Annotated in this window: 8 protein-coding genes; all 8 read left to right on the top strand. The window is 73.2% G+C overall.

Features of this window, described 5'->3' with window-relative positions:
• Positions 1-98: 98 nt before the first annotated feature.
• Complete coding sequence (locus OHS18_RS10295; RefSeq protein WP_328616799.1) at positions 99-1,544, top strand: MFS transporter; 1,446 nt, start codon at positions 99-101, stop codon at positions 1,542-1,544.
• 100 nt (positions 1,545-1,644) lie between these two features.
• Positions 1,645-3,339 (top strand): fatty acyl-AMP ligase, encoded by a 1,695-nt coding sequence (locus tag OHS18_RS10290; RefSeq protein WP_328616798.1) that lies wholly within the window; start codon positions 1,645-1,647, stop codon positions 3,337-3,339.
• Positions 3,336-9,821 (top strand): SDR family NAD(P)-dependent oxidoreductase, encoded by a 6,486-nt coding sequence (locus tag OHS18_RS10285; protein ID WP_328616797.1) that lies wholly within the window; start codon positions 3,336-3,338, stop codon positions 9,819-9,821. Before OHS18_RS10290 ends, OHS18_RS10285 begins: the two co-directional genes overlap by 4 nt.
• Complete coding sequence (locus OHS18_RS10280; protein ID WP_442875359.1) at positions 9,818-11,413, top strand: acyl-CoA carboxylase subunit beta; 1,596 nt, start codon at positions 9,818-9,820, stop codon at positions 11,411-11,413. The genes OHS18_RS10285 and OHS18_RS10280 overlap by 4 nt, the downstream gene beginning before the upstream one ends.
• Positions 11,414-11,426: 13 nt before the next feature.
• Positions 11,427-12,431, top strand: a complete 1,005-nt coding sequence (locus OHS18_RS10275; protein ID WP_328616795.1) for an alpha/beta hydrolase — start codon at positions 11,427-11,429, stop codon at positions 12,429-12,431.
• A gap of 14 nt (positions 12,432-12,445) precedes the next feature.
• On the top strand, positions 12,446-13,690 hold the full coding sequence (locus tag OHS18_RS10270; RefSeq protein WP_442875358.1) for a lipase family protein: 1,245 nt from the start codon (positions 12,446-12,448) through the stop codon (positions 13,688-13,690).
• A 9-nt stretch (positions 13,691-13,699) separates the two neighbouring features.
• A complete protein-coding gene (locus OHS18_RS10265; protein ID WP_328453616.1) occupies positions 13,700-14,071 on the top strand; it encodes a helix-turn-helix domain-containing protein in 372 nt (123 codons plus the stop codon).
• Between the two features lie 133 nt (positions 14,072-14,204).
• Complete coding sequence (locus OHS18_RS10260) at positions 14,205-14,831, top strand: cyclase (RefSeq protein ID WP_328616793.1); 627 nt, start codon at positions 14,205-14,207, stop codon at positions 14,829-14,831.
• Positions 14,832-14,839 lie beyond the last annotated feature (8 nt).

Below are 14,839 nucleotides of genomic sequence, written 5' to 3'. Positions count from 1 at the left end.
CCTCTGCCGCGGCTCCTCGTGAGTGTTTAGGGCGGTTCTAACCGCCCTAAACACTCACGACCGGCTGCGGCAGACCGACAGATCTGGAGGTGGTCGTCGTGGGCGGCCGGAAGGCGCCGACGCTGGTCGTGGTCGCGCTCGGCGCGTTCGTCACCACCCTGGACAACAACATCGTCGCGGCCGGCGTGCCGTCCATCGCGCGCGACCTGGCCCTGGACCTCTCGGCCCTGCAGTGGGTCAGCATCGGGTACATGCTCCCGTTCGCGAGCCTGCTGCTGGTGGCGGGCACGCTCGTCGACCGCTGGGGTCAACGGCTGACGCTGTCCGCGGGGCTGCTCGCGTTCGGGCTCGGCGCGGCCGTCGGCGGCCTGGCCGGGTCGGCCTGGGTGCTCGTCGGCGCCCGGGTGCTGCAGGGCATCGCGGCCGCGTTCCTGGTGCCCGGCCTGCTGAGCCTGCTCCGGACCAACCTGGACGCGCGCGGGCGCGCCGTCGGCGCCACCCTCTGGACGGCGAGCCTGGCCATTGCGCTGGCGCTCGGCCCGACGCTGGGCGGGTTGCTCAGTGAATACCTGGGCTGGGGCTGGATCTTCTTCGTCAACCTGCCGTTCGTGGCCGTGATGCTGGCCCTGCTGCCGGTGACGGCCGGCGCTCGTCGCGGCACCGGTGGCGGCCGTCCGGCGCTCGCGTCGATGACGCTCGTGACGGCCGGGCTCGTGCTGCTCACCGTGGCCCTGGTCGAGTTCGGCGACGACACGCGGACCGGTGACGTGGTCCCGTCGGCGCTCGCCGCGGGCGGGCTCGGTTTCCTGGCCTGGTTCGCCGTCCGGGAGCGCCGCGCCCGCGAACGCCTGGTCACGCCGGAGCTGACCGGGCAGCGGGTGTTCGCCGGCGCGCTGGCCGTGCAGCTGTTGTGGGGCCTGGGTGTGTCGGGTGTCTTCTTCTTCACGCCGTTGCTGCACCAGGAATCCCTCGGGCTCAGCCCGGTACAGGCCGGGCTGCCGCTGATCCTGGTGGCGGTCGCGATCATGGCCGCGACACCGGCGGTGCCCTGGGCCGTGACGCGGTTCGGGCCGCACCGGACGGTCGGCGCCGGGCTCGTCGTCGTCGCCCTCGGGCTGCTCGCCGTCGCGCTGGTCAACCACCTCCCCGAGGTGCTGCCCCGCGCGCCCGGCCTGCTGCTGATCGGCGCCGGCTCGGCGCTGACCACGCCGTTGACGTCGCACGCGCTGGAAGTCGTGGCCGAACGGCACGCCGGGACCGCGTCGGGCCTGCTCACGGCGTCCCGGGAGCTGTCCAGCGCCCTCGGTGTCGCGCTCGTCGGCGCGGTGCTGACGGCCGTACGCGCTGCCCGCCTCGACGCGGGCGTGGCGGCCGGCCCCGCGCTGGCCGGTGGCTACACGGCCGGGCTGCTGGTCGCGGCCGGTCTCGAACTCGCCGGGGCGGTAATGGCCGTGACCCTGTTCCGGGCGCGGAAAATCCTTCCCACCGTGACAACCGCGACCGCGGCTTCTCCGTTTCCCGATGAGTATCGGGATTCCGCGTGATTGACACCCGGAGTTCGGTCGAAATACAGTTTCTTCGAAGGTGATGATCGGCGCTTTCGGCGCTTCACCCCAATTACTCCGACGCTATCGGCGAGGGGCTATGGAAACCATTTCTCGGACGGCCTTCGTGCTGCCCGGCCACGAGTCGTCCGACGGCGATTCCTTCGCCACCCTGCTCGGCCGGTGGGCCCGGCGCCTGGGCGACGGGATCGCGGTGACCTTCCTGGACTACCGCACGAGCGCCGACGGCCGCGCGGTGAGCCTCACCTGGCGCGAACTGGACGACCGGGTCAGCGCCGTCGCCGCGCACCTGGGCACCCTCGCCGCGCCGGGGGAGCGGGCCGCGGTCCTGGCCGCGCAGTCCGCCGACTACGTCGTTGCCTTCCTCGGGGCCATCCGCGCCGGCCTGGTCGCCGTCCCGCTGTTCGCGCCGAACCTGCCCGGCCACACGGGCCGCCTCGCCGCGACCCTCACCGACTGCGCGCCGCAGGTCGTGCTCACCACCGCCGACCTGACCGGCGAGGTCACCGGCTTCCTCGGCACCCTCGACGTCGAGGCGGCTCTCGTGGCCGTCGACACCCTGCCGCCGGTCGCGGGCGAGCACGAGTGGCACCGCCCGGCACCGGACGAGCTGGCGTACCTGCAGTACACGTCCGGCTCGACGCGCTCGCCGGCCGGCGTCATGCTGACCCACCACAACGTCCTGTCCAACGCCCGGCAGTGCTGCACCGCCTACGGCGCCGAGAGCGGCACGACGTCGACCGTCAGCTGGCTGCCGCTCTTCCACGACATGGGCCTGATCCTCGGCCTCGGCGCGCCGATGTTCGGCGGCCTGACCTCGGTGCTGATGGACCCGCTCGCGTTCCTGGAGCGGCCCGGCCGCTGGCTGCGGGCGCTGACGGCCAGCCCGGGCGCGATCAGCGCGGCACCCAACTTCGCCTACGCCTACAGCGCTTCCCGCGTGACCGAGGACGAAAAGAGCTACCTCGAGCTGAGCCGGGTCGTCTCGCTGATCAACGGCAGCGAGCCGGTCCTGCCGGCCACCATCGCGAAGTTCCAGGACGCGTTCGGCGAGTGCGGGCTGGCGCCGGAGGTCCACCGGGCGTCCTACGGGCTGGCCGAGGCGACCGTGCTCGTCGCGGTGACCGACGCGGGCACGCCGTCGCGCCAGGTCACGTTCGACCGCGACCGCCTGGCCGAGGGGTTCGCGGTGCCGGCCGCCACCGGCACGACGCTCGTCTCCTGTGGCCGGCCGGTGGACCAGCGGATCCGGATCGCCGGCCCGCACGGCGAACCGGTCGCGGACGGCGAGGTCGGCGAGATCCGGGTGAGCGGACCGAACGTCGGCCAGGGCTACTGGCGGCGTCCCGGCGCGTCCGCGGCGACGTTCGGCGACGGCTGGCTGGCGACCGGCGACCTCGGCGTGCGGTTCGAAGGTGAGTTGTACATGACCGGCCGGCTCAAGGATCTCGTCATCGTCGACGGGCGCAACCACTACCCGCAGGACATCGAGCAGACCGTGGAGGCGCACCCCGCCGTCCGGCCGCATTCCGCCGCGGCGTTCGCCGTCCCGCACGACGAGGGCGAGGTCGCCGTCGTCGTGCTGGAACGGGCCAAGACCGCCGACGCCGAGGTCGCCGTCGGGGCGCTGCGCGCGGCGGTGTCCGCCGAACACGGCCTGCGGCTGCACGACGTCGTCGTCCTGGCGCCCGGCGAGGTGCCGCGCACCTCCAGCGGCAAGATCAGCCGGGCCCTGTGCCGGACGTCCTACCTGGACGGCCGGTGGTCGCGATGACCACACCGGACGCCGTCCGGGCGTGGCTCGTCGAGCGGGTCGCCGCGATCACGGGGATCCCGGCCGGCGAGGTCGACGCCGACCGGCCGCTGCAGGAAACCGGACTGTCCTCACGGGACGCGATGAGCCTGACCGGGGACCTGGGGCGGTTCCTCGGCCGCTCCCTCGCGGCGACGTTCGTGTGGCAGCACCCCAGCATCACCGCGCTCGTCGCCGCCCTGTCCACAGTGGACGAGGTACGGGCCGCCCCGGTGCCGATGGCCGCGGGGGAGCCGATCGCGATCGTCGGCGTCGGCTGCCGCCTGCCGGGCAGGGTCGAGTCGCCGGCGCAGTTCTGGCGGTTCCTCGACACGGGCGCCGACGGGATCGCCGAAGTCCCCGAAGGACGCTGGGAGTCCTTCGCCCCGGCCGACGCGCTCGCCGGGCTGCCGCGCCGCGGCGGGTTCCTGGGTGACGTCGCCGGGTTCGACGCCGCCTTCTTCGGCATCACCCCCCGCGAAGCCGAGGCGATGGACCCGCAGCAGCGCACGCTCCTGGAGGTCACCTGGGCGGCCCTGGAACACGCGGGCATCCCGCCGTCTTCGCTGCGCGGCACCCGGACCGGCGTGTTCGTCGGGCTGTCGGCCAGCGAGTACGGCTACCTCACGATGACCGACGTCCCCGGCATCGACGCCTGGTCCGGCACCGGCGCCGCGGCGAGCATCGCCGCGAACCGGCTGTCGTACCTGCTCGACCTGCGCGGCCCGAGCCTCACCCTCGACACGGCGTGTTCGTCGTCGCTGGTCGCCGTGCACCAGGCCGTGCAGAGCCTGCGCCGCGGCGAAAGCGAGACCGCGCTGGTCGCGGGCGTGAACCTGCTGCTGTCGCCGGGGATCACCGCGAACTTCCACCGGGCCGGCGTGCTGGCGCCCGACGGGCACTGCAAGCCGTTCGACGCCGGGGCCGACGGGATCGTGCGCGGCGAAGGGTGCGGTGTGGTCGTGCTCAAGCCGCTGAAGGCCGCCCGCGCCGCCGGCGACCGCGTGCTGGCCGTGGTCCGCGGCAGCGCCGTCAACTCCGACGGCCGCTCCAACGGCATGATGGCACCCAACCCCGACGCGCAGGCGGCGTTGCTGCGGGACGCCTACGCCGTCGCCGGCGTCGATCCGTCCTCTGTGGACTACGTCGAGGCGCACGGCACCGGCACCCTGCTCGGCGACCCGATCGAAGCCGGCGCCCTGGGCACGGTCCTGGGTGCCGGGCGCGAACCCGGCCGTCCGCTGCTGGTCGGCTCGGTCAAGAGCAACCTGGGGCACCTCGAAGGCGCCGCCGGGATCGCCGGGCTGATCAAGGTGGTGCTGGCCCTGGTGCACCGCCGGCTGCCGCCCAGCCTGAACTACCGCGACCCCAACCCGCACATCGACTTCGACGGCCTCGGCCTGCGCGTGGTCGCGGCCGGCACCGACTGGCCGCGCTACCCGGGCACCGCCCGCGCCGGCGTCTCGGCCTTCGGGTTCGGCGGGACCAACGCCCACGTGGTGCTGGAGGAGTGGCCCGCCGCGTCCTTCCCGGCGCGAGCCGGCGCCGACGGCCCGCGGATCTTCGCGCTCTCGGCGCGGTCGGCCGACGTGCTGCACGCCCGCGCGAGCGAGCTGGCGGACTGGCTGGACTCACCCGCCGGACGGGCCGTCCCGCTGAGCGCCGTCGCGTCGACGCTGGCGACCCGTCGCGAGCACCTGCCCGTCCGCGCGGCCGTCGTCGCCGAGGAGCGTGGCGCTCTCGTGGACGCGCTGCGCGCCGTCACCCCCGGCGAAGCCCGGGGACGCGCGGACGTCGTGTTCGTCTTCTCCGGCTACGGCTCGCAGTGGCCGGAGATGGGCCGGCAGCTGCTGCGCACCGAACCCGCGTTCCGCGCCGAGGTCGACGCCCTGGACCCGGTCTTCCGCGCCGAAGCCGGGTTCTCGCTGCGCGAAGTCCTTGCGGGAGAACAGGAGCTGCCCGACCTCGGCGCGACGCAGCTGGCACTGTTCGGCATGCAGACCGCGCTGGCCGGGCTGTGGCGGGCACACGGCGTCGTCCCCGCCGCCGTGCTGGGGCACTCCATGGGCGAGGTCGCCGCGGCCGTCGTCGCGGGCGCGCTCGACGTCACCGACGGCCTGCGCGTGATGGCGACCCGCGCGCGGCTGCTCGCCGAGGTCGACGCCGGGGGCGCCGGCGCGATGGCCGTCGTCGAACTGTCTCCGGCCGAGCTGGCCGAGTTCCCCGACGTCACCGTGGCGGTCTACGCGTCGCCGACCCAGTGCACGATCAGCGGCGACGCCGACCAGGTCGACGCGCTCGTCGCGCACGTCGAGCAGCTCGGCCGGCTCGCCCGCCGGCTCCCGGTCCGTGGCGCCGGGCACTCGGCGGCCGTTGATGCCGTGCTCGACCGCTTCCGCGCCGAACTGGCCGGATTGCAGCCCGGTCAGGCCGAAATCCCTTGTTACAGCAGCGTTCTCGACGACCCGCGCGAGACACCGGCGTTCGACGTCGAGTACTGGGCGGCCAACCTGCGGCGTCCGGTGCGGTTCACGCAGGCCTTGGCGGCGGCGACCGCCGACGGCCACAGCGTGTTCGTCGAGATCTCGCCGCACCCCGTCGCGCTCGCCGCCGTCGAGCAGACCACCGGCGGCGCCGCGCTCGGCCTGCCCACCGCCAGCCGCAAGATCGACGAGCGCGTCGCGTTCCTGACCAGCCTCGCCCGGCTGCACGTCCTCGGCCGGCCCGGTGTCCTGGACCACGGCCCGCGCACGGCGCCGGTCGAGCTGCCCGGCCCGGTCTGGCGGCACGAGCGGTTCTGGCCGCGGCGCCGGGCGCACCGGCCGGACACGGGGGCGCACCCGCTGCTCGGCGTCCACATCGAACAGCCCGGCGGCGACCTGCACCTGTGGCGGGGCGACGTCGGCACGGCGCAGCTGCCGTGGCTCGCCGACCACGCCGCGATGGGCGTCCCGCTGTTCCCGGCCACCGGGTTCCTCGAACTCGCGCTCGCCGCGGGCGACCGGATCGGCGATCTCGAACTGCACCAGGTGCTGCCGCTGGCCGAGCACACCGAGGTGACGACGAGCCTGGCGGGCACGGAGATCGGCGTGCACGCCAAGTCCGCGCACGGCGGCTGGGTCCGCTACGCCACCGCGCGGGTGCTCGACGGATCGCCGCCGCCGACGCCGTTCGGCCCCACGGAAGGCGACGCCGTCGACCTCTACCGGGCGCTGGAGGACCTGGGCCAGCACTACGGCCCGGCGTTCCGCGGCCTGCGCCGGGTCGTGGCCGCGCCGGGCCGGGCGTCGGCGTCGATCGCGCTGCCGCCGGAAGCCCGGGACCATCCGGCGTACCGGCTGCACCCCGCGCTCGCCGACGCCTGCCTGCACGCCCTGGCCGCGGCGACCGGCGAGGCCCTGGGCGACGCCGCCGGGCTCTACCTACCGCTGACGATCGGCGAGGTCACGCTCGCCGGCGACCCTCGCCGCGGCGTCCGGGTCGACGCCGTCCTCGACTCGGTCGACGAGTCGGGTGACGGACTGCTCGGCAGCGTCCAGCTCGTCGACGCCGAAGGCGTTGTCCTGGTCCAGTTCCGGGACGTCTACTGCCGGCGGTTCCGGCGTTCGGCGTTGCCGGTGCCGCTGTCGAGCTTGCTCTTCGAGGCCGGGTGGCAGCCGTCCGAATTGCCGCCGGCACCCGGGGACGAGCCGCACAGCTGGGTCGTGCTCCTGGACGCCGCGCAGGAGACCGCGCCGTGGCTGGCCACGTTGCGCGAAGGCATCGGCGGCTCCTTGGACACGGTCGTGCTGGGTGACCACGAAGGACTCGCGAAGGTGCTTCGCGCCCGCGAGGTGACCGGCGTGCTGGCGATGGTCGGCTGCGCGGCCGAGCTGGGCACCCCCGACCCGGCGCGAGCGGGGGACCTGGTCCTGACGCTGTCGGGGGTGGTCGCCGAACTGGCGTCGGTACCGGCACCGCCGAGGTTGTGGCTGGTCAGCGCGGGCGCGGCGGCGGTCGAGCCGGGCGAAACCGGCCACCCCGGACTGGCGGCGTTGCGCGGGTTGGTGCGGGTGCTGGCGTTCGAGCACCCGGAGCTGCGGGTGAGCCACCTGGACTTCGACGCCGAGCCGGACCCCGCGCGCCTGTGGGTGACCGAGCTGCAGGACGAGGTCCGGGCAGGTGGCCCGGACGACGAGATCGCCTGGCGCGAAGGCATCCGCCATACCCGCCGCTTGGTGCGCCCGGACCTCGCTCCGCCGCGTGACTCAAGCGGTCGTGATGGCAACCGCTCGTTGGTCGCCGAGTCGCTGCGAGATTCGAGCGGTCGTGTTGGCAGCCGCCCGCCTGTCGTTCGTGATGGCGCCTACCTCATCACCGGTGGCATGGGCGGGCTCGGCCTGGTCGCCGCGAAGTGGCTGGCCGGACGCGGTGCCACCCGGCTGATCCTCTCCGGCCGTCGCGGCCCCACCCCCGAGACCGAAGACCTCCTGCGGGAACTCGGCGTCGACGTCCGGGTCGTCACCGGCGACATCGCCGAACCCGGCACCGCCGAACGGCTGGTCGCGGCCGCCGGGGACCTGCCCTTGCGCGGGGTGCTCCACGCGGCCGGTGTGCTGGCCGACGGCGCCGCGATCGCTCTCACTCCCGAAGCCGTCGAGACCGTCTGGCGGCCCAAAGCCCGCGGCGCCTGGCGGCTGCACGAGGCCACCGCGGGCCACGACCTCGACTGGTGGCTCGTCTACTCCTCGGCCGCCGCGTTGTTCGGCTCTCCGGGCCAGGCCGCCTACGCCACCGCGAACGCCTGGGCCGACGGCCTCGTCACCTGGCGCCGCGGGCTCGGGCTGCCCGCGGCGACGATCAACTGGGGCGCGTGGGGCGAAGCCGGCGCCGTCACCGGCAGCCGGAACCCGGTGCTCGACCCGCTCGGCACCGCGGAAGCCCTCGACGCGCTCGAAGCGGTGCTCGAAAGCGATCGCGCAGCGACCGGCGTCGCCCGGGTCGACACCGACACCGTGCTGGCGCTCTTCCCGCGGCTGGCCGAACGCCCGTTCTTCGAGCTGTTCGTCCCGGCCGAAGGGCCCGGCGGGACCGAACCGTCCACTTGGGACGGAATGGCCGCGCTCCGGGCGGAACAGCCGGAGCGGGCGCGCACAGCGATGACCGAGCACCTCGCGGCCGTCGTCGCCGGGTTGATGGGCTTCCCCGCGGGGGACGTCGACCGGCACGCGCCGCTGACGAGCCTCGGGCTGGACTCGCTGATGGCGATGCGGGCCCGCGGCGCGGTGGAACGCGACTTCGGCCTGCCGCTGCCGGTGCCCCTGTTACTGCGGGGCGCGAGCCTCACCGAGATCGCCGAGCACCTGGCCGAGCAGGCCGGGTTCGGCGCCGGGACCGCGCGTCCGGCCGAGCCGAGTGGCGCCGTACTCGGGCCGCGCGACCCCGCCGAACGCTGGGTCGCCCGGCACTGGCAGGCCGTCCTCGGCGGCCCGGAACCGGGCGTCTACGACGACTTCGGAGGCGACGCAGACCAAGCGAGAAGGCTGCGGGAAGCCTTCGCCGAAGACCTCGACGACGTGCCCGACATCGACCGGCTGTTCGCCACGCCCACCATCGCGGCGATGGCCGACCTGCTGCGCGCCGAGGTCGAAGGCTTCGGCGGCGGCCCGGTGCGGCTGCTGCGTGACGGCGTCGCGGCCGACCCGGTCTTCCTGTTCCACCCGGCGGGCGGCCCGACGAGCGTCTACCAGGAGCTCGTCCGCCTGCTGCCCGAAGGCCAACCGGCGTACGGGCTGGAGCGGATCGACGAGGAAGACACCGTCGAGGGCAAGGCCGCGTGCTACGTCGAGCTCATCCGCGAGATCCAGCCGCACGGGCCCTACCGGCTGGGCGGCTGGTCCTTCGGCGGCTGCCTCGCCTACGAGACGGCCAAGCGGCTGACCGCGGCGGGGGAGAGCGTCGGCGTCGTCTTCATGATCGACACGATCCTGCCGCTGCCGGCGCCGGAGAAGCCGGTGCAGGACCTGCTCCTCGAACGCTTCGACCGGTTCGCCGAGCACATCGAACTGACTTACGGCGTGCCCCTCGACCTCCCGCGGGCCGAACTCGAGCACCTCGGCGAGCACGACCAGATCCGGCTCGTGATGAGCCGGCTGGCCGCCCAGGTCCCCGGGATGGGCCAGGGTGTCCTGCACCACCAGTACACGTCCTATTTGGACGCTCGGGTGGCCGAACGGTACGTCCCCGAGCCGTACGCCGGGAAGGTCCTGCTGCTGCGGGCGCAGGACCCGCACCCGCTGACGACCACGCTCGACCCGAGGTACCTGCGCAGCGACGACCCCCTCGGCTGGGACGCGCACTGCGCGGACCTGGAGATCGTCCGGGTGCCCGGTGACCACCTCTCGATGATCGACCCGCCGCACGTGTCGGTGATCGCGGCCGCCCTGTCCGCCCGCCTCGCCGGTCAGCACGCAGGAAAGGGATGACGATGACACTCGAAGACCTCTCCTTCACGCCGACGACGTCGTTCCGGATCGCCGACCTGGCCGCCCGCCAGGACGAGGTGGTCCGGATCGCCGAGAAACGCGCGATCGACCGTCAGCACGCCAAGGGCAAGCTGACCGCCCGCGAGCGGATCGACCTGCTGGTCGACCCGGGCTCGTTCGTCGAGCTCGACCAGTTCGCCCGGCACCGCTGCACCGAGTTCGGGATGGACGCCAACCGCCCCTACGGCGACGGCGTCGTGACCGGGCACGCCACTGTGGACGGACGCCGGATCTGCCTGTTCTCCCAGGACTTCAGCGTCTTCGGCGGCAGCATGGGGGAGGTCTTCGGCGAGAAGGTCCTCAAGGTGATGGACCTGGCCATGACGCTCGGCTGCCCGGTCGTCGGCATCAACGACTCCGGCGGCGCGCGGATCCAGGAGGGCGTCGTCTCGCTGGCCTACTACGCGGAACTGGGCCGCCGCAACGCCCACGCGTCCGGCGTGATCCCGCAGATCTCGATGATCATGGGCCCGTGCGCCGGCGGCGCGGTCTACTCGCCCGCCATCACCGATTTCACCGTGATGGTCGACGAGACGTCGCACATGTTCGTCACCGGCCCGGACGTCGTGCACGCCGTGACCGGGCAACGCGTGACCTCGCAACAGCTCGGCGGCGCGGCGACCAACAGCGAGGTCGCCGGCAACGCCCACCACCGGGCCGTCGACGAGCACGACGCGATCGAGTGGGTGCAGACCCTGCTCGGCTACCTGCCTTCGAACAACCTCGACCTCGCCCCGGAGTACGCCGACGACACCGATCCCGGGCTGACGGCGGCGGACCTGGAGCTCGACCGGCTCGTGCCGGATTCGCTCAACCAGGCCTACGACATGACCGAGGTGCTCGCGCGGCTCGTCGACGACGGCGACTACACCGAGATCCACAGCGCCTTCGCGCCCAACATGATCTGCGCGTTCGCCCGGATCCAGGGCCGCTCGGTCGGCGTGGTCGCCAACCAGCCCCGCCACCAGGCCGGCGTGATCGACATCGACGCGTCGGAGAAGGCCGCGCGGTTCGTGCGGTTCTGCGACGCGTTCGGCATCCCGCTGCTGACCCTCGCCGACGTCCCCGGCTACCTGCCCGGCGTGGACCAGGAGCGCGGCGGGATCATCCGGCGCGGCGCCAAGCTGATCTACGCCTACGCCGAGGCGACCGTGCCGAAGGTGACCGTGGTGACGCGCAAGGCGTACGGCGGTGGCTACGCGGTGATGGGCTCCAAGCACCTCGGCGCCGACGTCAACCTGGCCTGGCCGACCGCGGAGATCGCGGTGATGGGCGCCGAAGGCGCGGTGCAGGTGCTGCACCGGCGGGAGCTCGCCGGGCTGTCCCCGGACGAGGTCGCCGTCACCCGGCGCCGCCTCACCGAGGAGTACCGCGAGCGCCACGCGAGTCCTTACCTGGCCGCCGAACGCGGCTACGTCGACCAGGTCGTCGCACCGTCGCAGACCCGCCTGCAGGTGGCCCGCGCGCTGCGCGCGCTGCGGACCAAGCGGCAGACCCTGCCGGCCAAGAAGCACGGGAACATCCCGCTGTGAGAACGGAGAACAGATGAACCTCGAGCGGGCCGGGCGCCGACGTCGTCGCCGGGTGGGACTGGCAGTGCTCTTCGCGGCGGTGCTCCTCGGCACGGGGGCCGGCCCGGTGGCCGCGGTGACGCCGGTGACCGCCGACGACGGCGCGAAGGTGACCCAGGAGACCTGGCTGGACGCGCGCACCGTCGACCTCAAGATCAGCTCGCCCGCCCTCGGCACGACCGGGATGGTCCGGCTGATCGTGCCGACCGGCTGGCAGGCGCAGCCGACGCGCACCTGGCCGACGCTGTACCTGCTGCACGGCTGCTGCGAACCGGTGGACTACAAGTCCTGGGACCAGTTCACCGACGTCAAGGCGTTCACCGCGACCAAGGACGCGATCCTGGTCATGCCGACCGACGGCGCGGCCGGGATGTACACGAAGTGGTGGAACTTCAGCCTGAAGAACACCCCCGACTGGGACACCTTCCACACCGCCGAGGTCCGCCAGATCGTCGAGCGCGGGTACCACGGCAACACGCGCCGGGCGGTGGCCGGTGTGTCGATCGGCGGGTACGGCGCGCTCGCGTACGCCTTCCAGCACAAGGGGATGTTCGGCGCCGCGGCCTCCTACAGCGGCGTGCCCAACACCCTGTTCCCGGGCACCGCCGGCGTCATCAAGGGAATCCTGGCGCGCGCCGGGTTCTACAACTTCTTCGACCTCTGGGGTGACGAGGTGGCGACCTGGCCGATCTGGTCGGCGCACAACCCCTACGACCACACCGACGCACTGCGCGGCACCGCGCTCTACCTCTCGTGCGGCAACGGCCAGACCGGCCCGCTCGACCCGCCGGGGCAGTCCGACCCGCTGGAACCGTCGGCCCTGCTGACGTCCCGGAGCTTCACGGACAAGCTGCAGTCGCAGGGGATCCCGGCGACCGTCGACTACTACGGCCCCGGCACGCACAGCTGGCCGTACTGGCAGCGCGCCCTGCACAACTCCTGGCCGATCCTCGCGAACGCGCTCGGCCTGCCCGCGTGAAATTCCTTTCCCCGATGGAGGTTCCGGTGAAACGCAAGGTACTCCTCGCTCTGGTGAGCTTGTCGACGCTGGCGGCTGGAGTGGCCGTCGTCAGCTCCCCGGCGGCCGCCGCTCCGGCCGCGCCCGTGACGACGGCGGCCGCGGCGGCCGTGGGCCTGCCCGGGCCGTTCGACGACTCGTTCTACAAGGCCCCGGCGCCGTTGCCGGCCGGGCAGCCCGGTGACGTCCTCCGCTGGCGCCCGTCGGTGCCGCTGATGAACGCCGCCAACGCCGACGCGTGGGAGGTCATGTACCTCTCGACCAACGGGCAGGGCAAGCCGGACGCGGTGACCGGCACGATCCTCGTCCCGAAGGGCGTCGACCCGGCGAAGGCGCCGATCATCGGTTACGGCGTCGGCACGCAGGGCCCGGCGTTCAAGTGCACGCCGTCCAAGGCGATCGAGCGCGGCACGCTCTACGACCAGCCGGCGATCAACGACTCGCTCTCCAGCGGGTACGCCGTCGCGGTCACCGACTACGAGGGCTACTCGCCGACGACCGTGCCGACCTACATCACCGGGCAGTCGATGGGCCCGGCCGTGATCGACTCGGTCCGCGCGGCGCAGCGGTTCTCCCCGGCGAAGCTGTCGAAGACCGCCAAGGTGATCTTCCAGGGCTACTCCCAAGGCGGCGGCGGAGCCATGTGGGCGGGGGAGAAGCAGCCTGCCTACGCCCCCGAGCTGAACCTGGTCGGCGTCGCGGCGGGCGGTGTCCCGGCCGACCTGACCGCGGTCGCCAAGGGCCTCGACGGCTACATCGGCTTCGGCTTCCTCGCCTTCGCCGCGGTCGGGCTCGACGCCGCGTACCCGGACCTGAAGCTGGACTCCTACCTCAACGACACCGGGCGTCAGCAGCTGAACGACGCCAAGCAGAACGCCTGCGTCGTCGAGCTGCTGACCAACTACCCGTTCAAGAAGATCAGCGACTACACGACGTCCAACCCGCTGGACACCCCGCAGTGGAAGGCGCGGCTCGCGCAGAACAAGCTCGGCGCGAACCCGCCGCGCGTGCCGGTCTTCCAGTACCACGCGAGCACCGACGAGATCGTGAACACGCCGCAGGCCGACGCGCTGCACAAGACGTACTGCGCCGCCGGGGTCCGCGAGCAGTGGAACACCTACGTCTCCGACCACCTCTCCGGCATCTTCGCCGGCAACGGGGACGCGCACCAGTGGATCGTCAAGCGGTTCGCCGGTGACCAGGCGCCGTCCAACTGCTGATCGGCGTGCATGACCGTGAATGACGAGGAGCAGGAGTGCCTGGCCGCGCGGCTGCGCGGGTGCAGGGAACGCCTCGGGCTGACCCAGCGGGCGGTCGCCGACCGGCTCGGCGTGCCGCGGTCGGCGATCTCCGGGATCGAGGCGGGCACGCGCAAGGTCGACAGCCTGGAGCTCAAGGCCCTCGCCGGGCTCTACCGGCGGCCGGTCGGCTACTTCCTGGAGGAGCCGGCCGGCCACCCGTCCGAGCCGGCCCGGCTGCTGCGGCTCTACCAGTGCCTCGCCGCGGCGGACCGCACCCGGCTCGTCGAGTACGCCGAACTGCTCGAAATCGCGCGCACCGCACGGCGAGCTCGGACCGCTACCCCCTTCACCGGCCGCTAGCCGCCCGGCCCGGCTGGGCCCGGCCCCGAACGCCCCGATGTGGCGTTGGACGCCCCCAACGCCACATCGGGTGCATCGCCACCTGCCCACCGCGGTTCATTCGACCGCACTTGTCCACAAAGGAGTGGTTCCCATGTCCCACGGCATCCGTCCCCTCAGCGTGCTGGCGGTCGCGGGCGCGGCCGCGGTGGCCCTCGCGGCCCCGGCGTCCGCGGCGGTGGTCCCGGTCAACCTGGACTGCCAGGCCAACGCGCCGATCGTCGGCCCGCAGCAGGCGAACCTGGTGCAGGGCACCGACGTCACGGCGCCGGCCACGGTCGCCCCGGGCGCGGCGTTCGACATCATCGTCGACCCGGCGCCGAACACCGTGCCGGCCACGGTCGCGGGCTTCAAGCTCAAGCAGGTCAAGAACTTCGCGCTGAAGCTGCCGGTCCCGGCGAACTCGACGTACGTGGGTTCGGCCCTCTCGGGCGGCTCCGGCCTGGGCTCGGCCCCGCCGACGATCGCGGTCTCCGGCGGAGTGGCGACGCTGAGCTTCGCCGGCCCGATCGCCGGCGGCGCGGCGTTCGAGCTGCCGACCATCACGTTCCACCTGAAGGCCGGGACGTCGGGCACGATCCAGACGAAGCTGGCGGGCACGAGCTACAGCAACCCGGGACTGACGTTCACGTCGGTGGTCAACCAGATCTTCGACATCTCCGCCCCGACAGCGTGTTTCCCCAACCCGAGCCCGATCTTCACCACCACGACGATCGCCTGACCCAGGTA

The sequence above is a fragment of the Amycolatopsis sp. NBC_00355 genome (genome assembly GCF_036104975.1).
Taxonomy (GTDB): domain Bacteria; phylum Actinomycetota; class Actinomycetes; order Mycobacteriales; family Pseudonocardiaceae; genus Amycolatopsis.
The sequence above is the reverse complement of the archived record's forward strand: the minus strand, read 5'-3'. Positions and strand labels throughout refer to the sequence as shown.

Bases quoted from the DNA above. Each gene is read 5' to 3' on its own strand.
- OHS18_RS10290 (WP_328616798.1), top strand. From the start codon at position 1,645: ATGGAAACCATTTCTCGGACGGCCTTCGTGCTGCCCGGCCACGAGTCG.
- OHS18_RS10285 (WP_328616797.1), top strand. From the start codon at position 3,336: ATGACCACACCGGACGCCGTCCGGGCGTGGCTCGTCGAGCGGGTCGCC.
- OHS18_RS10280 (WP_442875359.1), top strand. From the start codon at position 9,818: ATGACGATGACACTCGAAGACCTCTCCTTCACGCCGACGACGTCGTTC.
- OHS18_RS10275 (WP_328616795.1), top strand. From the start codon at position 11,427: ATGAACCTCGAGCGGGCCGGGCGCCGACGTCGTCGCCGGGTGGGACTG.
- OHS18_RS10270 (WP_442875358.1), top strand. From the start codon at position 12,446: ATGGAGGTTCCGGTGAAACGCAAGGTACTCCTCGCTCTGGTGAGCTTG.
- OHS18_RS10265 (WP_328453616.1), top strand. From the start codon at position 13,700: ATGACCGTGAATGACGAGGAGCAGGAGTGCCTGGCCGCGCGGCTGCGC.
- OHS18_RS10260 (WP_328616793.1), top strand. From the start codon at position 14,205: ATGTCCCACGGCATCCGTCCCCTCAGCGTGCTGGCGGTCGCGGGCGCG.